The following is a 25,511-nucleotide window of genomic DNA, read 5'->3' as shown; positions in this document are numbered from 1 at the left end:
CTTACTGTGATTGGTATTACTTAGTGACGAAACCTAGCTTATTCATAAAACCTAGATACGAAATCTAGCTTAGAAACCGAATCGAGCTGACATTAGGAGTTGGTGACCGTAAGTGCCGTTGTTTCGCATATCAAGACCAACAGAAAGTTGATCTGTCGAGTGAAAGCGAGCACCAACCCCTACAATTGAACGCGTATCGTCGTTGTCGATCAATTGGCCAAGACGTGCGTTAACCTCAACATTTGCCATTAACCATGCTTTTATGCCGATGTTTATTTCAGTTTTAATGTCATTGTTGTCATTACGTTCAATGTTGTGCAATAGCATTTGGCCTGTCACATCAGCAAATTGATTAATCGGACCGTTAAACCCCATACCTACAGCGGCATCCCAATCGCTCTCAAATTCAGAATCGATACGTGCAATGATGTGTGAGTTCTGAGTAAACATTGTTGTGACTTCACCACCGAAAGTACTCGGGCTTGTACCCATGCGCAGCTCGAATGTGTTGTAGTTAAAGTTGTTTGCAGACGCAGAGAATGAACACAGTGCAGCTAACCCCAGAAGGATAGTCTTGTTTGTGCGACCTAGCATGGTGACTCCATATAAATTGTATTTTTCGGCAGTATATACAAAAAAGCCTGCAACATGCAGGCCAATTTATTGAAGTGCGTAATTTAAAGCTAAATAGTTGAGTTTTGAAGCTTACAAAACTTGAATATGATCAACTTCGATCTCTGGTGTTTTGCCACCTTCGTACTCACCAAAGATACGTACTTTGGTATCAGCAGCTAGAGGTTGTGATAGACGGATATCGTCATCCAGCTCTATTTGAATTTCACTCTGTCCGTCAGAGAAGATAAACGTGTCATTTTTTATCTGACGAACAATCCTGCCGTCTACGATCGCGTCCAGCTCTGTGAACATGCTTGTGTCTGCAAGCAGTGTAGCAACAGAAACGGTTTCGATTGGTCCTGTGTAAGCAATAGGGCCTTTGTGTTGATTATTACTGTGGTCACCAGCCATTGCGAAAGCAGGGGCTAAGGTGATGGTTGATACAATTGCTAGTACAGTTTTTTTCATGATGAATTCCTTAGTATTGTTTTTTAGTTGAAACGTCTTCTTTAGCTAAGACAATTTCTTTGGAAGAGGCGTTTAGCTTCGATAATGCTAGTAAACAACATTAAGTTTGAATCCAGAGTGAGTAAGGTATTCATTTTCCATTCATTTTGCTGGGCATCAACTCGACAATGACGCTAATATAGGGGCAGATAAATATTGCCAAACGGCAAGAAATTAAGGATTTAAGTACAAATGCGATCACCATTAAGCGCCCTAATGGTTCAAGGGACAACGTCAGATGCTGGGAAAAGTGTTTTGGTGGCAGGTTTATGCCGTGTATTGGCTAGGAAAGGCATTAAAGTGGCCCCTTTTAAGCCACAAAACATGGCGTTAAACAGTGCCGTGACAAAAGACGGTGGCGAAATTGGTCGCGCGCAAGCGGTTCAGGCACAAGCTTGTAATATTGAAGCGTCTGTTCACATGAATCCTGTATTGCTGAAACCGAACTCAGACACGGGTGCACAAGTGATTTTGCAAGGTCGTGCGTTAAGCAATATGGAAGCGACCGGTTATCACGATTATAAGAAGGTCGCGATGAATACGGTTATCGATTCATTCGACCGACTTTCTGCAGAATATGAAAGTGTCATGATCGAAGGTGCAGGTAGCCCAGCTGAAATCAATCTGCGTGAAAATGATATCGCCAACATGGGATTTGCTGAGAGAGCGGATATCCCAGTCATTATCGTAGCGGATATCGACCGTGGCGGCGTTTTCGCCCACCTTTACGGCACATTGGCTCTATTATCTGAATCTGAGCAGGCACGAGTGAAAGGTTTCGTGATTAACCGTTTTAGAGGCGACATTGCGCTGCTGCAATCTGGCCTAGATTGGTTAGAAGAGAAAACTGGCAAGCCTGTGATTGGTGTATTGCCGTACTTGCATGGTTTTAACCTTGAAGCAGAAGATGCCATTACCTCCGCTCAAGAGTCAGATGGAGAAGCTAAGCTCAAGGTCGTTGTGCCAGTACTAACTCGAATAAGTAACCATACAGACTTTGACGCGCTGCGACTTAACCCGTCGATTGATTTACGTTACGTAGGCAAAGGCGAACGTCTGAACAACGCGGATTTGATTATCTTACCGGGTACAAAGTCAGTCAGAGCAGATTTGGGCTACCTAAAAGAGCAGGGTTGGGATAGAGATATTCAGCGTCACCTCCGTTTAGGTGGCAAGGTTATGGGTATTTGTGGCGGTTACCAGATGCTAGGAAACATTATCCACGACCCAGATGGAGTTGAGGGCGAGCCAGGTAGCAGTGAAGGGCTAGGTTACCTTGATACGGACACTACCTTAACGCAGCAGAAAACCTTAACTAACGTGATCGGTACTATGACGCTGGATGGAAAATCAGCACAAGTAAAAGGTTACGAAATTCACGTAGGTAGCACTGATGTCAAAGAAACAGTATTACCGGTTCAGTTAGAATCAGGCAGCCTTGATGGTGCTATAAATCAAGACAACTCGATATTTGGTACTTATCTGCACGGCATATTCGATAACAGTGATGCGTTATCGCTTATCTGCGAATGGGCAGGAGCCAATGATGTAACAGCGATTGACCACGAACAGCTTAAAGAGTTGGGTATTAATCGAATCGCTGACGCCATCGAAGAGCACTTAAATCTTGAATTGCTTTGGCCTGAGTTTAAAGCTCGGGTTTGAATGGGAATATCGGTTAATAACTGAAACGAATAATAGATAAGTGAGAATAATGAAAAAGCTAGCTACCCTCGTCACCTTAGCGTTAACGACTTCGTTGAGTTCGACTCATCTTTTAGCGGCCGAAAAGCTAAGAGTTTATGCTGCATCGTCGATGACAAACGCGGTTAACCTATTGGTTGATGAGTTTGAGAAAGACCATTCTGTCGATGTTATTCCTGTGTACGCTAGTACTTCTTCATTGGTACGTCAGATTGAAAGAGGGGCGTCTGCAGACATTTTTATCTCGGCGAATGAAAAATGGATGACGTATTTAGTTGATCGAAAATACGCATCTAGTGACAACGTCACTAATCTGTGTGAGAACGAACTTGTGCTAATTTCACCGAAAGGTACGCCGGTATCGTTGGATATCTCAAAGGGTGACCAATGGACTAAATTGCTTACTGATGAAAGACTTGCAGTTGGAAATACGATGTCGGTTCCTGCTGGTATCTATGCGAAGGAAGCATTAGAAGCTTTGGGTGTGTGGGATGACGTGAGCGATCGGTTAGCACCAAGTAACAATGTACGTATGGCATTGGCTTTGGTAGAACGTAATGAAGCTAAACTTGGAATTGTCTATAAAACTGATGCTCTACTTTCTAAAGAAGTGAGTTTAGTCGAGACGTTCCCTGCAGATTTGCATACTCCAATACGTTACCCTGTAGCGAAGTTGAGCGATAAAGTAGTTGCAGAACAGTTCTATACTTTCTTAAAGAGCGAAAAAGCGAAAGACACCTTAAATAGTTTTGGGTTTGAAGTACGTTAAATTATGTATTTATCAGAATACGAATACCAAGCCTTAATGCTGAGCTTGAAAGTCGCTGGTTTTGCCATCTTATGGCTGATTCCTATCGGCATTGGTTTAGCGTGGCTGCTTGCTAAGAAACAATTTTTTGGTAAAAGCATTGTAGAGAGCTTTGTGCATCTGCCTTTAGTGTTACCTCCTGTGGTCATAGGCTATCTGTTGTTGGTGATGATGGGCAGGCAAGGCATTATTGGCTCATGGCTCAATGAGGTGTTTGGTATTGTATTCAGCTTTAGCTGGAAGGGGGCGGCATTGGCGTGCGTTGTTGTCGCGTTGCCATTAATGGTTCGCTCTATCCGACTTAGCCTAGAGACGGTCGATAGTAAACTCGAAGAAGCGGCAGCCACATTGGGCGCGTCGCCGATTCGTGTGTTTTTCACAATCACATTACCTCTGATGCTCCCTGGGATCATTACCGGTACCATGCTCTCTTTTGCGAGAAGCCTTGGTGAGTTTGGCGCGACGATTAGCTTCGTTTCAAATATTCCCGGTGAAACCCAAACTATCCCTTTGGCTATGTACACCTTTATCGAAACGCCTGGTGCGGAGATGGAAGCCGCACGTTTATGTGCCATTTCTATCGTGATAGCGCTTGGTTCATTGATGCTATCTGAGTGGCTAAATAAAAAGTCTGCACAACGATTAGTAGGTAATGCATGAGTGCCTTAATACTCCAATACCAACAACAGCTTGGTGAAACTTTTTTTGATATCGACTTAATGTTACCTAGCCACGGTATCACTGCGATTTTTGGCCGTTCAGGTGCGGGTAAAACCTCGTTAATTAATGCAATTAGTGGTCTTAAACAGCCAGATAAGGGCTTGATCAGCGTATCGGGAACCACCTTATTTGATAGTGACAAGGGCATTAACTTGCCGACACACAAACGCAACGTCGGTTATGTTTTCCAAGAGTCGAGATTGTTTCCACATCTAAAGGTGTCAGCGAACCTCAAATACGGAATGAAGGGCGTTGATAAAACGCATTTTGAGCAAATCGTTTCACTGTTGTCTTTGGGCTCATTGCTTGATCGCTATCCGGCACGTTTGTCTGGTGGTGAGAAGCAACGTGTGGCGATTGGCCGTGCTTTGTTGTCTAAGCCGAGCATTTTGTTGATGGATGAGCCTTTAGCCTCTCTCGACTTGCCTCGTAAGCGTGAAGTGATGCCGTTTTTGGAGAACTTATCCGAAACCGTTCAAATCCCGGTTATCTATGTCACACACAGTCTTAATGAAATATTACGCTTGGCGAACTACTTAGTGATTATCGATCAGGGTAAAGTCATTTCATCGGGCGTAACCGAAAAAGTATGGGCATCTAGAGCCATGCAGCCTTGGCAATCTTTCTCAGAGCAAAGCTCGCTATTTGAAGCAACATTAACGGAACACAATAACGATTATACTCTGTCTCGTCTGACGCTTGGTAAATCGACGTCGTTATGGGTTCAGAAGGTGTCGAGTGAGATTGGTGCCGCGGTGAGATTACAAGTTAGAGCAAATGATGTTTCTATCGCACTACATAAGCCGAAAGGTACTTCGATACGTAATATCCTCCCTGTAACCATTAAAAGCGTAGAGACGCAGCAACAGGGCAATAATAGGCAGAGTGTAGGGGTTAAGTTGGAGTTAGAGTTAGGGTGTTACCTTTGGGCAACAATCACGTTATGGGCTTTGGATGAACTCAATCTAGAAATTGGCCAGCGTGTTTATGCTCAGATCAAGGGGGTTAGTGTCACGCAGAGAGATATTGCTGTTACACACTAAATCGTTAATTGAAAGTTTAGATCGTGAACTAGACTTTAGGGGACGTCAGTTAAGCACAGGTTGTTATAGAGTAACAACGACAAGAAAAAGTCGCGGGCACAAAAAAAGCCGCTACTTTTAAGTTGTAAGCGGCTTAATCATAAATAGTACTGTTAGCGATTTACTTAGTAAAAACTTCTTTAAAATCACGCTTCAAGATAGCATCACGACGCGCTTTCTTGATTTGCTTAACCATGTCTTTTACACAGTTGTGTAGGACTTGGTCTAGCAGTTGAGCACGGTACTCTTCTTTTTCTTCGTCAGTCATGTCTTCTGGAAGTTTAAGAGTCGGGAACTCTTCCATCACGTTGACGCCAGCGAACGCTTGGCTCACAGAAATTAGAGCGTGAAACTGTTCAAAGTTGTCTAAAACATTTTGTGCGCTTGCTGGAAGGCTATCCCAAGCTTCACGTACCGCTTCTTCAGACACTTCGTGAATAGAAGTAACCATGAAGTGCATCTCTTTTGGCACTTCATCAAATTCGATAACTTGACGAAGCTCTGGTGAGATAGTGGTTAAATCGATTTCTGGTTGTTCGTTGCTTTTAGCGTCTGACATAATATTTCTCTTTAAAAAGAAAACAATGCTAAAAAGATCTGTAAAAAAGTCAATATAATATAGAGATTAGTGCATGATTTAAGCCCCAAATTGAGCTACTTTGAATATTCAGCACAATATAAAGGTGATGTGATGATAGAAAAGGGAGCTTCGATGCGCATATTACTGGTTGATGACGTTCAACTAGACAGAATGCAGCTTGCTATTCGACTCAAGCAACTGGGCCATATTGTTGAAGCTGTTGGAAGTGGTAAGGAAGCCCTAAATATTTACTCTAATTTTGATCCTGAACTCGTGTTGCTTGATATCACTATGCCTGATATGGACGGTTTTGAGGTTGCAAACGAGGTGCGTCATCAATTCCCCGAGTGGGTTCCCATCATCTTTTTGAGTGGTCACGAAGAGCCTGAAATGATTGCAAAAGCGATTGATGCTGGTGGCGATGATTATCTGATCAAGCCAGTGAACAAAGTTGTTTTGAATTCTAAGTTGATAGCGATGCAGCGTATTGCGCACATGAGGCGTGAGTTAAAGCAGAGCACAGCCAAACTAGAAGAATTGAACATCCTTCTTCAACAGCAAGCCAACGAAGACGGTTTAACCAAATTGTACAACCGTCGATATATGGATACTAAGCTTGAAGAGAGCATCGCATGGCACGGAAGGCGTAATATGCCCATGACCGTGATACTCCTAGATGTAGATTTCTTTAAGTCTTATAACGATAATTACGGCCATATTCAAGGAGATAAGTGTTTGCAAGAACTTGCTAGTACATTAAAGCGCCTCTTTGTTCGAGCTGGAGAGTTTGTAGGTCGTTATGGCGGTGAAGAGTTTGTGTTGATTTTGAGTGATACGGATATCAAAGCAGCTAAATTACATGCGGATCGGGTAGAAGAAGCACTTCATGAAATGAACTATACACACAATTACTCAACCGTTTCTGATAGAGTTACAGTGTCGCAAGGGGTGCTATCTTTCATTCCCTGTGGTAATGAATCTATTGACTTTGTTTACGAAAAAGTTGATCAAGTGCTTTATCAAGCCAAACAAAGTGGTAGAAATACTTACATACAAAGAAACATTTTGGATGTTGCAGTTTAGTTGATCTGCTCGTTAGATATTTGACATGACACTTCTATTAGTGTTGAAGATAGAAAAGGATTTAAGGGATAAAATGCCGCACTCAAAGCCATTTTTTATGGTTAATAGAGGTTGGACACAGGTCGTTTCTGTACTTTGTTTTGTTGTTCCTACCGTTGTTAATGCTGCCACGCCGCTATCTGACCTTTTTCGTAAAAATATCGAACAGAGTTTTGCGACGAGTGTACTGCTTAACGATACCGATGTTTTCACTTTTGGTATCAATAACTTTGATCCAAATAAAGTATTTAGTTTAGACAATGATGCGATTGGTTCGAACGATTCCGTAAGTCGCCGAAAAAGTATTACGTCCCTCAGCCTACCATACACATTTGAACTACCAGCTTACATCGAAGATAACCATCAAGAGGTGACTCTTAGTTTGTCTGCATTGCGTGTTGAAAGAGATGTTCAATATGACTCAACGACAGTAACTGATTTTCAAAAAGAGACCATAGTATCGGGATATGTTGAGTTCGCTAACGTTTCTCAATTGAATGAGTATTGGAGTTTCCATTCAGGGGTTGGTAATCATGTTTCTTACTATCGTAACGACTTCGATTATCGTGCTAATCTGCTTAAGCCGTTTGCTGGCCAACTTGACGGGACTTATCTCAATACTGATGCTTGGGCCTATATCATTGAGCCTAAAATCAAGTTGATCTTTGAAGACAAGAACGATTGGGGAAAATACAAACTCAGTACCAGTTGGCGTTATTTTAATGGTGTCGGTTGGGGCGAAGCTAATAACGGTAATATTGGCCATCCAGAAGGTTGGTATATAGCCAATGAAGCGAAGATTTTTTACGACCTAGTACGTTGGGATAAAAACATTACGTCTATGTACTCCAGTATCAGGAGAATTGATATTGGAGGTGATACAGTTGCTCCTATGGGAACGACGTCGTATTACGAAGGTAGTGTGGGCTGGTTGCTTAACCCCAACCTATTTAATGAATGGGTCGATAATGTAGGCATTGGCTTTACGATCAATTACGGAAGCAGTTTGAAAGGAGGGAGCTTGATCATCTTCTTCAACCAAGATTAGTCTTCAAACTTATCCTGTCCTATTCGGCTCTCAATTTATTGATGTTTATTGTTGAAGGCTCTAGCTAACTGTAGATGCGCTTAACTGCCACCTAGAACTAACTTTTAACACACAGTTTGTTTCGGCCGGTTTCTTTAGCTTTGTACAGTGCATTATCCGCTAGCTTCAAAACTTCTTCGGGCTGTCTTGTGGTCGTACTATCAGCCAACCCAATACTTACCGTAACATTCACAACATCTGCTGGTTTACTATTCTTGCCACGCTTTTTCATACCGACTTCATGGTCATCAGGACGCTCGTGAGTGTTACGAATGGTGATGTCGTAATTCTGGATCTCAGAAATCAGAGCCTGAAGGTGCTCTTTCACTTGTTCGGTGTACTTACCTTTAAAAATGATCGTGAACTCTTCACCACCATAGCGGTAGGCACGAGCTCCGCCTGTTGTTTCTTTCAATACACGAGCCACTAGTTTCAGCACATCGTCGCCGATATCATGCCCGTAGGTATCATTAAATTTCTTGAAGTGATCGATATCAACCATCGCCATCGAGTATTTACGCCCTAAGTGCTTCATATCCACTTCTAAGGCGTGTCGACCAGGGATGTTAGTCAGTTGGTCATTAAAGGCCATATCGTGGCTTGCTGACATCACATAGATGATGATTAAGGTTCCCGATAGTGAAAACATAGTGCTTGAGATGTATTGAACGTCAAAAAAGATAAATGTACATGACGCGATCAAAATTGCACTGTAAACCACAACATCGATAGAGCGGTTATACACCAACACTAGAATGGCAGTAAGGCCAAGTAAACAAAGGCTATACAACACTAAAACTAAAGGCAGTTTGGAAAAATCCCTCACGACAAACAAAATGCCTTCGCTCCATGATTCAAAACCTCCGGCATGGAAGTGAGAAACAATCAATTGTGTCCACACCATAAACAACACGAGTACCAAGGCATATAACAGCATGGATTTTGAGTTAACGCCATTATCGGGGAAGGCATAAACGAGTAAGCAAGTCACAGGCAGTAGAGCGGCCAGCAGAGATAGCTCTAACAAAGTGGTCCCGGTATTTAGTGGCGATTGCAAGCGAACTTGGATGATTAAATAAGCGACAAGCATGGTTACAGAAACCATGGCCATTCGACCTTGCTTAAAGGTGTGGCACAGCATGACCGCAACACTCAATAAAATATATGGGAGGTTGCTAACAAACCCTATGTTTGAACCCGTCACGAGAATGACGTTATTCATACCTGCAAGTAATATTGCTAAGAGAAGTAAGGGGAAGCAAAATCGAAACATGCTCGACGTTACGAAAGAAGATGTCATTTATGTGGTGAGCCTAACTATAATGATGATCTTATAATTTAATGTTATACGTAGGATACGGTTAAACAAGTTATTGCCAAGCTTTTTGCCTAAATTAGAGCAAAAACATTGCCATTGGTCGCTAATAGCGCAACTATTTTTATATGTATTTGAGTTGCTATTAACCATAGAACGAACTACACAGTATATATGATAAATTAATTAGTCGTTATAAGTACTTAACAAAATTTAGGTGATTTTGGCTTAATTGTTATATTAGCTCCGGCAACAGGCAGAAGCAAAAACTGTAATCAAGTTCGAGCAAGATCTGTAATAGAGTTAAAGTAGGTTTTGTTATTAGGTTGTTCACTATTTGAAACTAGGTCACAAGCAACCGCTACAAATGGAGGTGTAGTATGCAAATTAGTGTTGATGTACATAACTATATGGAAACTTTGGTAGGACACGTTTTGTCTACCGAGGAATATGTGTCTAGTTATACTAACGAACAGTTGGCCGATCTTGCGTGCCTGGCTTTAGGGCAACTCAAGCCGATCTACATTCGCTTTGATATCGATTTTCTTTCAGCACTGCCAGAAGATAAATTGGTGCTCTATAAACGAAATAGTGAGGTCGCGGTAAAAAACGCAGAAAGTATGGTTATTGACGATCGAAGACGCGAACGTGACGACAATGTGCCCGTTATATTTAGTCAACACAATTTTGATGATGACGTAGAATTGCAATGGTACGAAAAGCCGTTGTTGAACCGTAAACAGTCATGATAGTTTAGGGTGAATACGGTCATTTAAGGAGTAAAAAACGTGGGATTCTTTTCTAGATTATTTGGTGGCAAAGAAAAAACCGAACAAAAAGTAGAGATTGAACCAGTCGAATATAAGGGTTTCAATATCTATCAAGATGCCATTGCAGAATCTGGTCAATACCGTGTTGCTGGGCGAATCGAGAAAGAATTCGATGGTGAAATCAAAACTCACCGTTTTATTCGTTCAGATGTTGTTTCAAACAAACAAGATGCCGATGAATTGATGCTCAAAAAAACGCAGATGTTCATCGACCAAATGGGCGACAATATATTTAGCTAACCAAATAGGGTTAGAATTGATGTTGGTCATAATTTAGAGAGCTTTCAGTGTATATGCTGAAAGCTCTTTTTAGTTTTAGGGACAAAGAACAGCTAGTAAGTTGTTATTTAAAGGATTATTTGCAAGTGGTTTGACCTCTTAGTTCGAGACGGTCGTCATTTCTTCAAATGAAGCGCTCAAATTCCATCCAAATCGTTATAAGTAATAACTTTTCCTGTTCTTTGAACAAAACGCTTGAAGTATTAGTTGTCGTTAGATACAAACGAATAAGTCATTCGTGCCAATAGTCAAGGAATAGCTATGCAAATTGGTGTACCAAGAGAAACACTCGCAGGTGAAACGCGAGTCGCTGCTTCGCCGAAATCGGTAGAACAGCTTCTAAAATTAGGGTTTGAAGTTTGTGTTGAATCACAAGCAGGTGCGTTAGCAAGTTTTGAAGATGCAGCTTATGAACAAGCTGGAGCAAAAGTTGTTACTGCAGATGAAGCTTGGAAATCCGATATTATCTTTAAAGTTAACGCTCCGATCGTTGACGAGTCTAAAAATGAAATCGATCTTCTTAAAGATGGCGCAACATTGGTCAGCTTTATTTGGCCAGCTCAAAATCCAGAGTTAATGGAACAATTGTCCAGTCGCAACATCAACGTGATGGCGATGGATTCTGTACCACGAATTTCAAGAGCTCAGGCGCTAGATGCGTTGAGTTCTATGGCAAACATCGCGGGTTATCGTGCTGTTGTTGAAGCTGCGCATGAATTTGGTCGATTCTTCACGGGTCAGATTACGGCTGCGGGTAAAGTTCCACCAGCAAAAGTACTGGTTGCAGGTGCAGGTGTTGCTGGCCTAGCGGCAATTGGTGCTGCGGGTAGCTTAGGTGCGATCGTTCGTTCATTCGATGTTCGTCCTGAAGTTAAAGAACAAGTTGAGTCGATGGGCGCTGAATTCTTGGAAGTGGATTTCAAGGAAGATACCAGTGCTGGTGACGGCTACGCAAAAGAGATGTCTGAAGCATTCAATAAGAAAGCTGAAGAGCTTTATGCGGCTCAAGCGAAAGACGTCGATATCATCATTACAACGGCGCTGATCCCAGGTCGCCCGGCTCCGAAGCTGATTACCAAAGAGATGGTAGACAGTATGAGTGCAGGTAGTGTGATTGTAGACCTTGCGGCAGCCAATGGCGGTAACTGTGAATACACGGTTGCGGATCAAGTCATTACAACAGCGAATGGCGTTAAGATTGTTGGTTACACAGACATGGTTGGTCGACTGCCGACTCAATCATCTCAGTTGTATGCAACGAACCTAGTTAACTTGCTGAAACTACTTTGCAAAGAGAAAGATGGCAACATCAATATCGACTTTGAAGATGTTGTTCTGCGTGGTGTTACTGTCGTTAAAGAAGGTGAGGTCACTTGGCCAGCTCCACCAATTCAAGTTTCAGCTCAACCACAACAAGCTAAGCCAAAAGCGGCCAAACCAGAGCCTAAAGTTGAAGAACCTGTTTCTCCAATTAAGAAAGTGGCGGGTATGGCGGTAGCTGTTGGTGCATTCGCTTGGGTAGCTTCGGTTGCTCCTGCTGCGTTCTTATCTCACTTTACTGTTTTTGTTCTCGCTTGCGTGGTGGGTTATTACGTAGTTTGGAATGTAAGCCATTCTCTGCACACACCGTTGATGTCCGTGACTAACGCGATTTCAGGGATCATTGTGGTAGGGGCACTGTTACAAATAGGACAAGGAAGTGGCGTCGTCACGTTCTTATCATTTATTGCCGTATTAATTGCAAGTATCAATATCTTTGGTGGCTTTACCGTGACCAAACGTATGCTTGAAATGTTCCGTAAAGACTAAGGAGTAACAGATGTCTGAAGGATTAGTACAAGCAGCTTATATTGTTGCTGCTGTATTCTTTATCATGAGCTTGGCTGGATTATCGAAACAGGAATCTGCACGTGCAGGTAACTATTACGGTATTACGGGTATGGCAATCGCATTGATCGCGACGATCTTTGGCCCTCACTCTACAGGTATTGTGTGGATAATCATCGCAATGGTGATCGGTGGTGGTATTGGTATCCACTACGCTAAGAAAGTTGAAATGACGGAAATGCCTGAACTAGTGGCTATTCTGCACAGCTTTGTGGGTATGGCAGCGGTACTTGTGGGTTACAACAGTTACATTGATGCTCCTGAAGCGGCAACACACGCAGAGCATGTGATTCACCTAGTGGAAGTGTTCCTTGGGGTGTTTATCGGTGCGGTTACGTTCACTGGTTCGATTGTTGCGTTTGGTAAGCTTCGTGGCGTTATCTCTTCGTCGGCACTGAATATCCCTCATAAGCATAAGTGGAACCTAGCGGCTATTGTTGTTTCTACATTGCTAATGATCATGTTCGTGAAAGCAGACGGCAGCATGTTTGCACTTATGATGATGACATTGATCGCGTTTGCATTCGGTTACCACCTAGTGGCATCGATTGGCGGTGCAGATATGCCTGTGGTGGTTTCTATGCTTAACTCGTACTCTGGTTGGGCAGCGGCGGCGGCGGGTTTCATGCTTGCGAACGACTTGCTTATCGTAACCGGTGCACTCGTTGGCTCGTCAGGTGCAATCCTGTCGTATATTATGTGTAAGGCGATGAACCGTTCGTTCATTAGTGTTATCGCTGGTGGCTTTGGCCAAGAAGTCACAGTATCTGATGGCGATGAAGAGCAGGGCGAACACCGTGAAACCTCAGCTGAAGATGTGGCTGATATGCTTAAGAACTCTAAGTCAGTAATCATCACTCCGGGATATGGCATGGCAGTAGCCCAAGCTCAATACCCAGTACATGAAATCACTGAGAAGCTGAGAGCACAAGGTATTAACGTTCGCTTTGGTATCCACCCTGTTGCTGGTAGGTTACCGGGTCACATGAACGTGCTGCTTGCTGAAGCAAAAGTACCTTACGATATCGTTCTTGAAATGGACGAAATCAATGACGACTTTGACGAGACAGATACGGTATTGGTTATTGGTGCGAATGACACTGTAAACCCAGCAGCGCTGGAAGATCCAAACAGCCCAATTGCTGGCATGCCAGTACTTGAAGTTTGGAACGCTCAAAACGTCATCGTGTTCAAGCGTTCTATGAACACTGGTTACGCAGGTGTGCAAAACCCACTGTTCTTTAAAGAGAATACACAGATGCTGTTTGGTGATGCGAAACAGAGCTGTCTAGGAATTCTAGAACACTTGTAAAGACCGGTCTGACAAACACCTTTAAAACAAAGGAGCTCATTTGAGCTCCTTTTTTTGATCGGTAAAAGTCATCGTTGACTATTATTCATAAACGATTGGAAAGAAATTACGTAATCGCACACTCGCTTGGATTGCTGGATTATTAAATCAACGCTCTGGTACACCCGTACAATGTATCCATATTATGATGGAATTAATCATTAATATTCGCTGCTTTCACTGCTTTCACTGCTTTTACTGCTTTTCATGCGCTTAAAAATTTATCTTTGATAGCGAATGGTATATATTTGTCTGATCTATATGAATTTGCGCTGGTTTGTGATCATCAAAAGAAAATTTACGCTTCTTATTGCTACGTTGTCAGTTTCAGTAAACGCATTTGCTGATTCTTTGCCTGAGCGTATCGATAACTTCACCAAACTTTTTGATCATGAAACGGCAGTTGAATCTTATGACATTCGACTGCTTCAGGCTGATTATCCAACTCGCTTGATCATGCCATCTTCAATGCTGCCGCAAACAGCAGAGTATCCATTAAAAGATATCCAACGCTTATATCAGTTATCAAAAACATGTAGCGGAAAGCTTCCGTTAAGCCCTTTGATCACAGAGCCGTTAGTTTTTACCCGTGCGATGTGTAAAGGCACCAAACTTTCAGACCGCTGGTTTAGCCGTAGTGGCTTGATTCACCCTGGTGGTGGCTCTTATGCGGCACGTTATGTTGAGAAGTACCCGGACAAGTTCAACTCTTTGAAGCGTTTTATGCATATTCAAGAGCGGCCAAATACTGAAGATGATGAACTGTTATCTCGTTTACAAAAAATGGACAATGAAGCCATAGCGGCGCTGTTAGCTGGGGCAAGCATGTTTGTTGAGCTTGATGAAATGTGGGTGAAGCGCGGCGACAGATATTATTTGTATGACGAATCTGTGTGGAACGAAAATGCAACGGCTGCTGGATTATCGTTCAGTTTATCTTCAGAAGACAATAGCTGTTTTGTCCAACGCGGTAACGTCTGTTGGGAAATAGAAGATCATTCAGAGCTGCTGCAAATCGCGATGTTTATCTTGGTGATCGCCAACATCATGCTTGTACTTGGTTGGGCCGTATATCGTTGGAATAGCAAGAAGCAAGAGATGAAGAGCCGCATGCTTGTTCTTCAAATTTTAACGCACGAATTAAGAACACCGATTGCGAGTTTATCATTGACCGTTGAAGGGTTCAGACGCGAGTTCGAACACTTACCAGAATCGGTTTATGATGAGTTTCGTAGGTTGTGTGAAGATACTCGTCGTTTAAGACAGTTAGCTGAAGCAAGTAAAGACTATTTGCAGTCAGATAATCAACCGCTCGCAACTGAATGGGTACCAAGCGTCGAAGAGTGGCTTCAATACAAAGTTGAAGAAGAGTTCGCACCGGGAATTGAACTCCGTGTGAATAAAGATATTGCCGCAAAAGTGAACGTATATTGGTTAGGGACGTGCATCGATAACCTGATCAGGAATGCTGTTAAATACGGTGTCGCACCAGTGATACTAGAACTGAATACTTCTGACAAGAAGCTGACATTCAAAGTTATAGATAATGGAGACTTGTCCCGCAAAGATTGGGGGCAACTAAGAAAGCCATTTGTTAGTAAGAGTGGACTCGGTTTAGGTCTGACGATAGTGGAATCTATGGTTGGAAAAATGGGCGGTCACATGACGCTTATCGGCCCCCCAACAACATTTATTTTGGAGATACCTTGTGAAACAGACATTGCTTCTCGTTGAAGATGATAAAAATTTAGCTGACGGTCTATTAGTTAGCCTTGAGCAAGCTGGGTATGAATGTTTGCATGCAGAACTAGTCTCTGAAGTTGATGCCTATTGGGAGCAAGCGGATCTAGTGATTCTAGATCGCCAGCTTCCTGATGGTGACTCAGTAGATGCTCTTCCCGGTTGGAAGAAAAAGAAAGATATCCCCGTAATTTTGCTGACAGCTCTCGTTACAGTAAAAGACAAAGTAGCGGGTCTAGATTCAGGTGCGAACGACTACTTAACAAAGCCATTTGCTGAGGCTGAGCTGTTTGCTCGTATTCGTGCTCAACTTCGCCTACCAGACGCTGAAGAGCAGGATGAATCAAAAGTAATCGCTCAAAACCTCGTTATCGATAAAGCGACTCGTGAAGTGTTTTTTAACGAGCAAGAAGTCACGTTAACGCGCACAGAGTTTGACCTGTTATTGTTCTTGGCAAGTAATCTTGGCCGCGTATTCACCCGTGACGAGTTGCTTGACCACGTTTGGGGTTACAACCACTTCCCAACAACACGTACAGTCGATACCCATGTTTTGCAACTTAGACAGAAACTGCCGGGTCTAGAAATCGAAACGCTACGTGGCGTTGGTTACAAGATGAAAGCGTAATGAAAAAAGCCTTACTTCCATTATTAATGTTGTCTTGCGTGGTGAATACCGCGCAAGCAACAGATTGGTTTAAAAATAGCGATGCTCTAACTCAAGTGCACAAACATCTATTGGATAATGACTTATCCCTTATGTTTGATTCATTAGTGGAAGTTTGGCAAATCAATGCTTCTCAGTCTCGAGAAGATCACCTAAATGAACTGTTCGACCAAGCGTTGAATAAAGATTGTGGTAAAACCCTCACAAAAAAAACACTACCTGATTGGATCAGTTCGGTGGTCGTAAAAAGACACATCATTCAAAGCCCGGGGCGAGATACATTTCGCGTTGCGATTGAGGTCGAATCTGATAACAACATTCAAGATATCACCTTCGAGAAGTGGGTCGATAAAGTTGTTTCGTCTGATAGCGAATTTACTAAGGAAAGCGAAGTCGTCAACAATGCCTCAGTCAATTTATATCTCAAGCGTTATAACTTAGCGTCTCAACTCGACTCTGGTTTATATCGTTTAAGCGTAAAAGGTGATGACGGCAATTCTTGGAGTACTTGGGTTATTCTTGGTGAGGTCGCCATGCGTCAGCAAGTTCGCTGGGCATCTAAAGACACTTGGCGAATCGATAAAAAAGAACTCCTTAACCCTTATTGCCCACTGCCTAAGCTTGAAGTCGGTTTGTACGATTATATCGACGAGCACTATGAGCAGGTGTGGGGTAAGAGCTATGAATCTGACTATCCGATGAACCTCACAGGTGAAGAGCTACCCAATGATCGCTATGTTTTGGCCATTTCAATGGTGCATTATCGCTGGCAGGGCGACATAGCGATAGAACAAGCACAAACTATCAGTAAAACTTATGATATTTCTAGCGAAGAAGAGTTAAAGTAATTTAAAATTGAGCCGTTAACTATGTAAGGGATCTAACAAAGATAAACGGCATGAAAAAAACTACTAAACTACTCGCAACGTCAATTGCATTCGCCAGTCTTCCTCTTTCAGCAGCCAACTACGCCATTGAAGCGCGTGGTGATGCTATGGGTGGTGTTGGTGTTGTTTCTGCAAACTTCCTAACCGCTCCATTTTATAATCCAGCACTGGTTGCAATATATCGTCGTAACGATGACATGGGCATGATCACGCCAAGCTTTGGCGGTAGCTATAACGATCCTAACGACATGAAATCGAACATCGATAGTGTCGTTGATGCGTCAAGTACCGCAGACTTGGATGCAGCGCTTAATAAACTTGATGGTAACCAAGCTAATGTAGAACTTGGTGGTGTTGTCGCATTTGCTCTTCCTAATCAGTTTGTAGCGGCAAACCTTTTCGCTAAAGCCTATACAGAATCATTTGCTACGCCTAACGTTTACACGATAGGTTCAGACGAAGATAAAGTAGAGTTGTCTACAGTTGAAGCGGTTTCAATCGGTGTCGCAGAAGTCGGCCTTTCTTTAGCAAAATACCAAACCTTTATGGGGCAACATATCTCATTTGGTATTACACCTAAGATCCAGCGTATTTACACGTATAACTATGTTGCATCGGTTAATGATTACGATTTATCTGACGTACGAGAAAACAGTGATGGTGAAAGCGCATTCAACATGGATGCAGGTGCACTTTGGTTTTTCGGCCCATTTCGTGTAGGTGTTGCAGCAACCAACTTGATCTCCAGAGACATCGAAACCAAAGATACAACGAGAACGCTAAACAGCAGTACAAGTAGTGCTACACACCAGGTTGGTGGTATATACACTTACCAACTAGAACCGGTTTACACGGTTGGTGCAGGAATCGTATCAGATTACTTTTCTTTTAGTGTGGATTATGACCTAAACGAGACTGAAAAGTTTACTTCGTTTGAAGACAATGAACAGATGATTCGTGTGGGTGCTGAAGTTGATCTGCTACGTCAGCTTAAGTTAAGGGGAGGGTACTACAAAAATCTGGCTTATTCAGATTCAGAAGGAACCGTGACAGCCGGTATTGGTCTTTCGCCACTCAATTTGTTTCAGTTAGATTTAAGTGCCAACTACACAAATGAAAATGCTATGGGTGCATCAATCAATTTCCTTGCTAGTTACTAGCACTCCTTATATAGTTCTGCTCCTAAACAAAGGAGCAGAGCATGTTAAACGATTTACCAACCCTTTCTCACGAAGAACAACAGAAAGCTGTTGAACGAATTCAAGAAATGATGACCCAAGGCATCAGCACAGCGCAAGCTATCAAAATCGTTGCTGAGCAAATTCGTGAAGAAATGAGTAATAAAGAAGAGTAGGGCATCAGCCCTTCTTTTTTACCCCTTAGTGCACTATAACTAAAAACATTACCCTCTAGTATATTATCTCGTACATACCAACTTTTTATTCAACCTAAACCACGACCTTTCCAAAATCCTTAAATTCATTTTATTCAGTAAGTTATAGCAGAGTAATTCACTTTTAAGGCCTTGCTTGGTGTTTAATTGTAATTAAATTACAGCAAGATCTGAAAGTAAAACAATCGCCACTTTAGGTGTCAGTATTTGTGTCACCATGCCTAAGTTACTAAATATATGGCGTTTTTTAAGGCTAGTGACGTTGTGACTTGTATTTTGAACGGATGCGAGTGCATGAGTGTTCAATGTTCAGAAGCAGACAAATGAGGATTTCATCGAAGAACAGAGCGAGACAAGCCACAGCGGTAATGATAAAGACTCGCAGCGAGAGTGACTTACCACCGCTTAGAGTAAGCTTCGTTGCCACATGTGTGCTGTACAGAATAAGTATTTAAAAAGCTTACGAGGCGTAAGGAGTTGTGTAGAAGTCGATTAAGGATTGCGACGCGTATCAATTTGAGAATGCTAAATCGATGTGTTTTCTATCGGGGAATGATAAGTCTAAGCGATTGAACTTGTTAGAAATAGGGTCGCTTTGAGCGCTGTAGTTGTCGTCGTGGTTACGTATGTAGAATCGAAACCTTGGATCCTCTTGACCTTCATATTCCATATTGATGGTGACCGAATCGAACGTTGAGAGATCGAGCCCTTTATTTTGGGTCGATATAACGAACTCAATTTCACAGAAGGGTAAGCTATAGGTTCGTTCAAAGTCACACTGTAACTCAATTCCATCTTCTGACTTATGTAATGATCCTACGGTGCCACCATCGTGGTCTCTGTCTGTATTTACGCGCGTAGGCTATCTGTCTGGTGTGATGATGATGAGCGTATTAAAAGAGATCAACGACACTAGCGTGATTGCTAGGCAAAAAATCGAAAGGAATATGTTGAGTTTTCGGAATGCTTTGTCGCTCATAATATATTTCGTACGTAAACCTGTAACATTATGCATAATGGAGTATCTAGGGATTCGATTTTGGCTAGTATCGTTTGGTCAACAAGCCAGATACAGTCGTTCTTCACCAAAAAATACGCGCCCAGCGATCGATATATGCCTAAAGAGCGTTGTTTTTGTTCGGTATTTATACGAAAGGTGACGTTTTTATGGGGTTAACAATTTAACTGTATAAATATACAGTTATTAGTTAAGGTCTTGATTTTGTGTTCCATACGATCAAGCTTTTACCTGTACAGATAGCTACAGTGTCACTTTTTTGTTGATTACATGTGTCGATAACCATTAAACGCTTTATAAGCTTTCTAATCTTAGGCGGTAACACCATTGCGACTTCAAAAGCGGGCATATCAGTTAGAGAAAACAAGTAAAGCAAAACTAAGTGCAATGAGTTTAAAGTAACTCTTAGGTTTATTACCAAAGCTACCTAAATCCAATTGAACGTAATATCAGGGCAAACCGTGATTATGGATCTCCCAAGTATCGGTGTTGTGTACCAACGAATAAGTGTAATGAATCTATTCAAACATGTTTGCGCTTGTTTGGCATGTTGTTACAAACAACATAGGATATACATTGCCGTTTAATAATCTCACTAAACACAAAGTATAACGCTAGAGTGTCGTTAGACAGGTTTGAAAAATCTGTGTGCTAATCTACGTAAAAAGACGAACTTTATTAGTTGATAGATTTAAACGAGAGCTAGCATGTGCAGTTGATAATAAACATTGGTCGCGTGTGTGAAATCTGGAAAATAAGCAACACCAATGCTCACAAGAATCACACACAGCGCGGCGGTTCGTTAGTGCAAACAGAGAAGTGGCAAGATAAGTTAAACCAGATGGACAAAGTTTCTCGTCAATTAGATTTGCTGAATGAAGATTGAATTGTGTAGACGCTGGCCGCACATATAATTATTAGATTTCAAGTGCCATAAGAAAACTCTGGTCGACGCAAGAAGCGTGAGAGTCAGTTGGAACAAGGGTTTTAAGGCGAAACGATGATAATACTATCTTTGAAATTAATCACACATTACTGCGTATTATGGTTATGAATTATGTTGAGGGTTTGCTTTGCTTAATCGCCTAAGAACGTGGGTGAGTAACATGCTCAATCAGGAGGTCGGCTTGTCCGGCCTTTTTGATGCTCGTTAGGAAAATCGTTGTTAAAGATTAACCCGTAACATAATTTGCACAATTTGGAAGGTCGGTTCCCAACGTTAACCAAAGTTCAGTTAGACGAAGGCCAAGAGCCTTACGAAGCTGGGCTTTATACATTCCACAGTTCATCTTACGTAGTGAATAACTTTAATAGCGTTGAGCTTAAAAAGTATGGAAAAATCATCGTACCGCTAGAAGTCGAATTATAGAGTACACACAAAAATAACGCTCAGAAGCTCTGTGTGAGCCCAGAAAGCCCCTCAAAATCAAACTAGTTTAAGTGCGTATTATGTACGTTATGTTAAATTGGTTTTGGTGTTTATAAGGCAGGTATCTTTGTGTGATGCCCTGCCTTTGTATTGTGTCGATAGTCTCTAATTTATACTGTGTATTTAACCATATTGGCTATTTACCATAAAATATCTAATAACCAGTGATAATAATCTTCGATTTTAACCCTGGTATTAGTTAGAGATTAGCCGCCAGCAAATTTAACTTTGTAGCCTTTCTTTTCAAGGTGCGCTTTGATCTTGTCGCGCGCGTCCCCTTGAATTTCTATGTTGCCATCTTTTACTGAGCCACCGCAGCCGCAAACTTTTTTGAGCTCTGCTGCCATTAGTTTTAATGGTGCGTCATCTAGGTCTAAGCCAGTTACGACAGAAACACCTTTGCCTTTACGGCCTTTAGTTTCTTTTTGGATTCGAACGATACCATCGCCTTTAGGACGTTGGACTTTCTCTTCTTCAGGCTCAATACGACCTGTTTCTGTTGAATATACTAGGCTCATAATTTACTTCTTTTGTTGCTCTGCTTTTTGTTTTGCGAGTAAGTAAGCTTCTATATGACGTTGAATTGCAATTTTTCCGCCCTTAATTAGGCGTCCGTTAAACATGCAATACCACGCATTAGGCTCACCGGTGTCATTCTTGATTTGGTAACCGTTGAAGTTTTCAGTTGAGCCACCAGTTCCTCTCGACTTATTTAATGCTGTGAATTCTTTTGGATCAATAATAGATGCGGTTTCAATCCACCAATCAATACTTTTCTTAACAGCAGCTAGGTTACCTTGAATAACATTGTTTTTTAACTTCGCACGCCAGACCGTGTGATTAGCATCTATCGATTGAAGATGGACGCTCCGGTAAATTGAATTAGCCATATCTATTGATCATCTTTTTGTTTTCACTATATTAATCATAAGTATACTTTTAATGATATCAAGCATAATATGGTAAAAACACCTGTTAAGGTACGGTAATTTGAGAAAAAAAGTCCCTATTTTATCTGATTCTGTGACAGTTAATTTGTTTGTTGAAAAGTTGAACAGTAATGTGTCAATTGAAATTATAGATGAATTAACAGGATACCAATACTCGCGTAATTCACTCTTAGGCATCTACAGTGACTGGAATCGCTACCACGCGTTTTGTACTAAAAACCGTATCAATACACTTCCAGCATCTGTTACGGCTATTCGTCGTTTTTTAGAGACTGAATCCAACGACAGAAAATATGCATCTCTAAAACGTTACACTGCAACGCTTAGTTTATTGCACATTGTGCTTGGTTTCGCCAACCCTATCAAGCACCGACAAGTTCGCTTTACTCTACTCCACTTGCAAGCCAGAATGGCCGGTGATGCTAAGCAAACCAACGCCATGACGTCCGCACACCTCACTGAATTGAACATATTGCTTTCGCATGACAAGGCCAACTTAAAAGAGATTCGTGACATTGCCATTTATAATGTGATGTTCGAGTGTGCTTTAAAGCGTTCAGAACTTAAGCTGTTATCAACCACCGATGTTGAGAGCACCGATAGTGATTATCAGATCATTATTAAAAATTCTGTATACCAGCTTTCACAAGTCGCGAGTGTCGCACTTGAGCGTTGGCTTTCGTATGCTGGGGTACAAGAGGATTTACCTGTGTTCCGTGCAATAGACAAGCATGAAAACATTGGACGTCAACCTTTGGACGATTCGTCTATCTATCGAATCCTGCGCAGAGCAAGCGATTTACTACAACTGGCGGAAAACCACCATTTCTCAGGTAACTCGATTCGTGTTGGTGCTGCACAAGAGCTTTCTAAACAAGGTCTTAAGGTAAAAGAAATTCAGGATTTTGGTCGTTGGCTCAGCCCTGCCATGCCTGCGCAATATGTGGGGTATACGGGCACAGCGGAGAAGGAGAAAATGAAATTCAAAGCCTTAATACCGTGGCAATAAACTTTTGTCGTCAAGCCAGTAAACTAGTGGCATCGTCGGCGTTAAAAATATCGGCTTCTAAAAAACAATAATGCCTTGGCAGAAAAGCTCAAGGCATTATGTTGTCAGGGTCAAAAACAGAAATAACGATTCGATAAACTAAGCAAGGCTCGTTCTAACGCAGTTCTCCAAGAATTGACTAAACTTGTGTCCATTATGCTCCACCATTTTAGGGAACATGGAAATTGGAGTCATACCTGGAAAAGTATTTACTTCGTTCAGGTAGATTTCGTTGTCTTGGGTTAAGAAAAAATCAATTCGAGATAAGTGACGTAGCTTCATTTGAGTGAAAACTTTGCGTGCACTGTCTGCGATTAATTCACATTGTTCACCAGTCAGATTACTTGCTTCAACTTCAGTGATTGAGTGGCTGTCTGCGCTGTACTTTTCTTCATAAGAGTAAAATGCGCCATTTGGTGCTATCACCTCGCCCGGCTTGCTAATGTGTAGCTCACCGTCGATTTGATAGGCAGCGACTTCTAGTTCTCGTGGTACGACTGACTTCTCAACAAGTACTTGATCTGAGAACGTAAACGCTTTGTTGATGGCTTCGTTTAAGTCTTCTACTTGGTTCACTTGATAACAGCCAACGGAAGAGCCTTGACGTGCAGCCTTCACGAACACTTTCCCCCACTTTTCAAAAGCTTGAGTCGCTTGTGAGTGAGCTTGTTCCGTGTTGTCAGACAAGAATAAGTATGGTGTATTTGGAATACCAAGTGCGTCATACCAAAGTTTTGATGTGATTTTGTTGAAGCTGTTGTTGCTTGCTTCAGAGCCACAACCTAGGTATGGAAGTTTAGCCATTTCAAACAGTGACTGAATATCACCCGTTTCACCTGGGAAACCATGAATACACGGCACAATAAAGTCGACTTTTGATTCTATATTGTCGCCACGTAGAGTTTGCTCATTAATATCAAGGTAAACTAATTCACCGGAATCAATACACCAGCCTTCACTCTTAATCTCAACTCTTAAAACGTTAAAATCTGCAACGCTATTGAGTTGTTCAAAAAGGTAATTAGCTGAAACTAAAGACACTTCATGCTCTGAAGATCCACCGCCGCAAAGTAGAAGAATGTTTGTGGTGCTCATGGGTAAAATCGGTCCTTGAAACTAGGAGTACTGACTTCAATGATAAACAAAAGTCGAGATAGGTACAGTGTTTTGATTGTTAAAATTGCATCCGAAAGATCGAGCGATTAACTATTAAACAAAACCGATAGTCTTAAAACAAAAGAAGGAGCATTTGCTCCCTCTTTTATGAATCAAAACTTAGTTTAACTTGTTAAGCGTTGGGTATTCAGAATTCTTGATGTCATCAATGCTTTTAACGAACGGCTTTAAGTTTTGAAAAGTGGTTGGCAGTTTTGAAATCGCCTTTTTGGCTTCTAAGCGTGTTGCGTAGTCACCGTAAAGTACGGTGAACCACTTAGTACCGTTAACCATTTTGTAGTTTTCCCAAACTGGTTGAGAAGTCGGTGGTAGCATTTTCACGAAAGAGTCGACTTTACTTTGGCTGCCAACAGCAACAACTTGAACCGTATAACCAAAGCGTTGATTCATGTCTTGTTGTTTTTTCGTTGGCCCCGTCACGCTTGTAACTGGCTTAACCTTAGTTGTTTGGGTGACAGGTTCTGTTCTGATAACGTTAACAACGTTCTCTTCTACAACGACTGCTTGCTCAGATTGAGATACAACTGGAGCTTCAACTTTGGCTGTTTTGTACTCTTCTTGATAGCTATCTGAAGTCACATCCGTAATGTAGTTTTCAGATACACATGCAGCCAAGAGCAGAGGTAAAGTCGCAATTGCAATTTTTTTCATGGAAAGCTCTATGTCCTTAATAATAATTACTATAAATCATGCCGATACGTCGGTTTAGAATCAAGTTAACTTTGAGATTATACACCATTAGTGGGTGACCTATTTCACAAACTTTATGCAGTGTCTGCTTATTCATCTGAATTCGGTGAATTTGCCATCAACCTATCAGTGAAAAGTAAGTTACGATGAACTTACGTGCATTGCTAGGATATGTCTATGAATCATCTTGATCCCCTACTTAAACCCCGCTCTATCGCTGTTGTTGGCGCTTCGCAACGAGAAACGCGTGCGGGCTATATTGTTATGAATAATTTGTTGCACGGGGATTTTAAAGGTGCGGTGATGCCAGTTACACCGAAATACGACTCAGTGGCTGGCGTACTCTCTTATAAGAAAATTCTATCCCTACCTATCGTTCCAGACCTTGCGATTTTGTGTACGAATGCGAAACGCAACGTCGCCATTTTTGAAGAATTGGCCGAGAAAGGCATCGCGTCAGTAATTGTACTTTCCTCCGACATGCAACAGCTAAGCGATAATGGTGAGACATTTGATGAAAGATGCCTAGCGATTGCCAAAAAACACAATATTCGCGTGCTCGGTTCAAACAGCTTAGGGATTATTGTTCCATGGCTAAACTTAAATGCCTCTTTCTCTCCCGTTAC

Annotated in this window: 26 protein-coding genes and 2 pseudogenes; 19 read left to right on the top strand and 9 right to left on the bottom strand. The window is 41.9% G+C overall.

The features are described 5' to 3' along the window. Nucleotides 1-69 precede the first annotated feature (69 nt). Nucleotides 70-594 (bottom strand): hypothetical protein, encoded by a 525-nt coding sequence (locus ACED48_RS17250; protein WP_017058266.1) that lies wholly within the window; start codon nucleotides 592-594, stop codon nucleotides 70-72. Between the two features lie 111 nt (nucleotides 595-705). After that, complete coding sequence (locus ACED48_RS17245; RefSeq protein WP_017058267.1) at nucleotides 706-1,083, bottom strand: YgiW/YdeI family stress tolerance OB fold protein; 378 nt, start codon at nucleotides 1,081-1,083, stop codon at nucleotides 706-708. A 231-nt stretch (nucleotides 1,084-1,314) separates the two neighbouring features. On the opposite strand from ACED48_RS17245, the gene ACED48_RS17240 reads away from it, so the two are divergent. From ACED48_RS17240 to modC, 4 genes are read left to right on the top strand one after another with little or no spacing between them, the layout of a single operon-like run. After that, on the top strand, nucleotides 1,315-2,787 hold the full coding sequence (locus tag ACED48_RS17240) for a cobyric acid synthase (protein ID WP_029627261.1): 1,473 nt from the start codon (nucleotides 1,315-1,317) through the stop codon (nucleotides 2,785-2,787). A gap of 49 nt (nucleotides 2,788-2,836) precedes the next feature. Next, a complete protein-coding gene (gene modA / locus ACED48_RS17235) occupies nucleotides 2,837-3,595 on the top strand; it encodes a molybdate ABC transporter substrate-binding protein (protein WP_017058269.1) in 759 nt (252 codons plus the stop codon). After that, complete coding sequence (modB, locus tag ACED48_RS17230; protein ID WP_029627263.1) at nucleotides 3,596-4,294, top strand: molybdate ABC transporter permease subunit; 699 nt, start codon at nucleotides 3,596-3,598, stop codon at nucleotides 4,292-4,294. Next, on the top strand, nucleotides 4,291-5,397 hold the full coding sequence (gene modC, locus ACED48_RS17225) for a molybdenum ABC transporter ATP-binding protein ModC (RefSeq protein ID WP_017058271.1): 1,107 nt from the start codon (nucleotides 4,291-4,293) through the stop codon (nucleotides 5,395-5,397). Before modB ends, modC begins: the two co-directional genes overlap by 4 nt. A 160-nt stretch (nucleotides 5,398-5,557) precedes the next feature. Here modC and ACED48_RS17220 read toward each other — a convergent pair whose 3' ends face one another. Beyond that, complete coding sequence (locus ACED48_RS17220; protein WP_017058272.1) at nucleotides 5,558-5,995, bottom strand: DUF3069 domain-containing protein; 438 nt, start codon at nucleotides 5,993-5,995, stop codon at nucleotides 5,558-5,560. Nucleotides 5,996-6,148: 153 nt separating this feature from the next. Between ACED48_RS17220 and ACED48_RS17215 the strand changes: the two genes are divergently transcribed. After that, nucleotides 6,149-7,099, top strand: coding sequence for a diguanylate cyclase (locus ACED48_RS17215; RefSeq protein ID WP_017058273.1), 951 nt, complete (start codon nucleotides 6,149-6,151; stop codon nucleotides 7,097-7,099). Nucleotides 7,100-7,172: 73 nt separating this feature from the next. Further along, nucleotides 7,173-8,186, top strand: a complete 1,014-nt coding sequence (locus ACED48_RS17210) for a Solitary outer membrane autotransporter beta-barrel domain (RefSeq protein ID WP_017058274.1) — start codon at nucleotides 7,173-7,175, stop codon at nucleotides 8,184-8,186. A 97-nt stretch (nucleotides 8,187-8,283) separates the two neighbouring features. Here the strand turns inward: ACED48_RS17210 and ACED48_RS17205 are convergent, their stop codons facing one another. Then, complete coding sequence (locus tag ACED48_RS17205; RefSeq protein ID WP_032547988.1) at nucleotides 8,284-9,525, bottom strand: GGDEF domain-containing protein; 1,242 nt, start codon at nucleotides 9,523-9,525, stop codon at nucleotides 8,284-8,286. Nucleotides 9,526-9,920: 395 nt separating this feature from the next. Between ACED48_RS17205 and ACED48_RS17200 the strand changes: the two genes are divergently transcribed. From ACED48_RS17200 to ACED48_RS17160, 9 genes are all read left to right on the top strand, one after another. Further along, entirely contained in the window at nucleotides 9,921-10,289 is a 369-nt protein-coding gene (locus tag ACED48_RS17200; RefSeq protein WP_017058277.1) for a late competence development ComFB family protein, read from the top strand. Nucleotides 10,290-10,328: 39 nt separating this feature from the next. Then, nucleotides 10,329-10,610, top strand: a complete 282-nt coding sequence (locus ACED48_RS17195; protein ID WP_017058278.1) for an HlyU family transcriptional regulator — start codon at nucleotides 10,329-10,331, stop codon at nucleotides 10,608-10,610. 300 nt (nucleotides 10,611-10,910) lie between these two features. Next, on the top strand, nucleotides 10,911-12,458 hold the full coding sequence (gene pntA, locus ACED48_RS17190) for a Re/Si-specific NAD(P)(+) transhydrogenase subunit alpha (RefSeq protein ID WP_017058279.1): 1,548 nt from the start codon (nucleotides 10,911-10,913) through the stop codon (nucleotides 12,456-12,458). Between the two features lie 10 nt (nucleotides 12,459-12,468). Continuing rightward, the gene (gene pntB / locus ACED48_RS17185) at nucleotides 12,469-13,848 is read left to right on the top strand and encodes a Re/Si-specific NAD(P)(+) transhydrogenase subunit beta (protein ID WP_017058280.1); all 1,380 of its coding nucleotides are present in this window, start codon (nucleotides 12,469-12,471) and stop codon (nucleotides 13,846-13,848) included. A gap of 300 nt (nucleotides 13,849-14,148) precedes the next feature. After that, nucleotides 14,149-15,621, top strand: coding sequence for a sensor histidine kinase VxrA (vxrA, locus tag ACED48_RS17180; protein ID WP_017058281.1), 1,473 nt, complete (start codon nucleotides 14,149-14,151; stop codon nucleotides 15,619-15,621). Further along, complete coding sequence (gene vxrB, locus ACED48_RS17175) at nucleotides 15,596-16,255, top strand: response regulator transcription factor VxrB (protein WP_017058282.1); 660 nt, start codon at nucleotides 15,596-15,598, stop codon at nucleotides 16,253-16,255. The genes vxrA and vxrB overlap by 26 nt, the downstream gene beginning before the upstream one ends. Next, nucleotides 16,255-17,142, top strand: a complete 888-nt coding sequence (locus tag ACED48_RS17170) for a DUF2861 family protein (RefSeq protein ID WP_017058283.1) — start codon at nucleotides 16,255-16,257, stop codon at nucleotides 17,140-17,142. The genes vxrB and ACED48_RS17170 overlap by 1 nt, the downstream gene beginning before the upstream one ends. Before the next feature lie 50 nt (nucleotides 17,143-17,192). After that, nucleotides 17,193-18,341, top strand: a complete 1,149-nt coding sequence (locus ACED48_RS17165) for a conjugal transfer protein TraF (RefSeq protein WP_017058284.1) — start codon at nucleotides 17,193-17,195, stop codon at nucleotides 18,339-18,341. Between the two features lie 41 nt (nucleotides 18,342-18,382). Further along, nucleotides 18,383-18,535 carry a YoaH family protein gene (locus tag ACED48_RS17160; RefSeq protein ID WP_004731009.1) on the top strand — a complete coding sequence of 51 codons (153 nt, stop codon included), beginning with the start codon at nucleotides 18,383-18,385 and terminating at the stop codon, nucleotides 18,533-18,535. Between the two features lie 553 nt (nucleotides 18,536-19,088). On the opposite strand, the pseudogene ACED48_RS17155 reads toward ACED48_RS17160, so the two are convergent. Continuing rightward, nucleotides 19,089-19,553: pseudogene (locus ACED48_RS17155) on the bottom strand (GGDEF domain-containing protein); the annotation flags it as partial. Nucleotides 19,554-20,301: 748 nt separating this feature from the next. Between ACED48_RS17155 and ACED48_RS17150 the strand changes: the two are divergent. Further along, nucleotides 20,302-20,478 (top strand): hypothetical protein, encoded by a 177-nt coding sequence (locus ACED48_RS17150; protein WP_017058285.1) that lies wholly within the window; start codon nucleotides 20,302-20,304, stop codon nucleotides 20,476-20,478. Nucleotides 20,479-20,790: 312 nt separating this feature from the next. After that, nucleotides 20,791-20,961: pseudogene (locus ACED48_RS17145) on the top strand (single-stranded DNA-binding protein); the annotation flags it as partial. A gap of 266 nt (nucleotides 20,962-21,227) precedes the next feature. Here the strand turns inward: ACED48_RS17145 and yciH are convergent. Both yciH and ACED48_RS17135 read right to left on the bottom strand, forming a co-directional pair. Continuing rightward, nucleotides 21,228-21,539, bottom strand: a complete 312-nt coding sequence (yciH, locus tag ACED48_RS17140; protein ID WP_017058287.1) for a stress response translation initiation inhibitor YciH — start codon at nucleotides 21,537-21,539, stop codon at nucleotides 21,228-21,230. Nucleotides 21,540-21,542: 3 nt separating this feature from the next. Then, on the bottom strand, nucleotides 21,543-21,911 hold the full coding sequence (locus tag ACED48_RS17135) for a DUF3319 domain-containing protein (RefSeq protein WP_017058288.1): 369 nt from the start codon (nucleotides 21,909-21,911) through the stop codon (nucleotides 21,543-21,545). Between the two features lie 100 nt (nucleotides 21,912-22,011). On the opposite strand from ACED48_RS17135, the gene ACED48_RS17130 reads away from it, so the two are divergent. Next, complete coding sequence (locus ACED48_RS17130; RefSeq protein WP_017058289.1) at nucleotides 22,012-22,980, top strand: tyrosine-type recombinase/integrase; 969 nt, start codon at nucleotides 22,012-22,014, stop codon at nucleotides 22,978-22,980. Nucleotides 22,981-23,118: 138 nt separating this feature from the next. Here the strand turns inward: ACED48_RS17130 and ACED48_RS17125 are convergent, their stop codons facing one another. Further along, a complete protein-coding gene (locus tag ACED48_RS17125; protein ID WP_017058290.1) occupies nucleotides 23,119-24,114 on the bottom strand; it encodes a D-alanine--D-alanine ligase in 996 nt (331 codons plus the stop codon). A gap of 180 nt (nucleotides 24,115-24,294) precedes the next feature. Continuing rightward, entirely contained in the window at nucleotides 24,295-24,846 is a 552-nt protein-coding gene (locus ACED48_RS17120) for an SPOR domain-containing protein (protein ID WP_017058291.1), read from the bottom strand. 216 nt (nucleotides 24,847-25,062) lie between these two features. Between ACED48_RS17120 and ACED48_RS17115 the strand changes: the two genes are divergently transcribed. Beyond that, nucleotides 25,063-25,511, top strand: a 449-nt coding sequence (locus ACED48_RS17115; RefSeq protein WP_371726457.1) for a CoA-binding protein, incomplete at its 3' end; no start/stop codon positions are given.

Origin of the sequence: Vibrio sp. 5S239 (assembly GCF_041439575.1) — a bacterium.
In the GTDB taxonomy this organism is placed as follows: Bacteria; Pseudomonadota; Gammaproteobacteria; order Enterobacterales; family Vibrionaceae; genus Vibrio; species Vibrio kanaloae.
The sequence above is the reverse complement of the archived record's forward strand: the minus strand, read 5'-3'. Positions and strand labels throughout refer to the sequence as shown.

What these genes read in the sequence shown, in the direction of transcription:
- ACED48_RS17250 (WP_017058266.1), bottom strand. Translation starts at nt 594, where the DNA reads ATGCTAGGTCGCACAAACAAGACTATCCTTCTGGGGTTAGCTGCACTG.
- ACED48_RS17245 (WP_017058267.1), bottom strand. Translation starts at nt 1,083, where the DNA reads ATGAAAAAAACTGTACTAGCAATTGTATCAACCATCACCTTAGCCCCT.
- ACED48_RS17240 (WP_029627261.1), top strand. Translation starts at nt 1,315, where the DNA reads ATGCGATCACCATTAAGCGCCCTAATGGTTCAAGGGACAACGTCAGAT.
- modA (WP_017058269.1), top strand. Translation starts at nt 2,837, where the DNA reads ATGAAAAAGCTAGCTACCCTCGTCACCTTAGCGTTAACGACTTCGTTG.
- modC (WP_017058271.1), top strand. Translation starts at nt 4,291, where the DNA reads ATGAGTGCCTTAATACTCCAATACCAACAACAGCTTGGTGAAACTTTT.
- ACED48_RS17220 (WP_017058272.1), bottom strand. Translation starts at nt 5,995, where the DNA reads ATGTCAGACGCTAAAAGCAACGAACAACCAGAAATCGATTTAACCACT.
- ACED48_RS17215 (WP_017058273.1), top strand. Translation starts at nt 6,149, where the DNA reads ATGCGCATATTACTGGTTGATGACGTTCAACTAGACAGAATGCAGCTT.
- ACED48_RS17210 (WP_017058274.1), top strand. Translation starts at nt 7,173, where the DNA reads ATGCCGCACTCAAAGCCATTTTTTATGGTTAATAGAGGTTGGACACAG.
- ACED48_RS17205 (WP_032547988.1), bottom strand. Translation starts at nt 9,525, where the DNA reads ATGACATCTTCTTTCGTAACGTCGAGCATGTTTCGATTTTGCTTCCCC.
- ACED48_RS17200 (WP_017058277.1), top strand. Translation starts at nt 9,921, where the DNA reads ATGCAAATTAGTGTTGATGTACATAACTATATGGAAACTTTGGTAGGA.
- pntA (WP_017058279.1), top strand. Translation starts at nt 10,911, where the DNA reads ATGCAAATTGGTGTACCAAGAGAAACACTCGCAGGTGAAACGCGAGTC.
- pntB (WP_017058280.1), top strand. Translation starts at nt 12,469, where the DNA reads ATGTCTGAAGGATTAGTACAAGCAGCTTATATTGTTGCTGCTGTATTC.
- vxrA (WP_017058281.1), top strand. Translation starts at nt 14,149, where the DNA reads ATGAATTTGCGCTGGTTTGTGATCATCAAAAGAAAATTTACGCTTCTT.
- ACED48_RS17170 (WP_017058283.1), top strand. Translation starts at nt 16,255, where the DNA reads ATGAAAAAAGCCTTACTTCCATTATTAATGTTGTCTTGCGTGGTGAAT.
- ACED48_RS17165 (WP_017058284.1), top strand. Translation starts at nt 17,193, where the DNA reads ATGAAAAAAACTACTAAACTACTCGCAACGTCAATTGCATTCGCCAGT.
- ACED48_RS17160 (WP_004731009.1), top strand. Translation starts at nt 18,383, where the DNA reads ATGTTAAACGATTTACCAACCCTTTCTCACGAAGAACAACAGAAAGCT.
- yciH (WP_017058287.1), bottom strand. Translation starts at nt 21,539, where the DNA reads ATGAGCCTAGTATATTCAACAGAAACAGGTCGTATTGAGCCTGAAGAA.
- ACED48_RS17135 (WP_017058288.1), bottom strand. Translation starts at nt 21,911, where the DNA reads ATGGCTAATTCAATTTACCGGAGCGTCCATCTTCAATCGATAGATGCT.
- ACED48_RS17125 (WP_017058290.1), bottom strand. Translation starts at nt 24,114, where the DNA reads ATGAGCACCACAAACATTCTTCTACTTTGCGGCGGTGGATCTTCAGAG.
- ACED48_RS17120 (WP_017058291.1), bottom strand. Translation starts at nt 24,846, where the DNA reads ATGAAAAAAATTGCAATTGCGACTTTACCTCTGCTCTTGGCTGCATGT.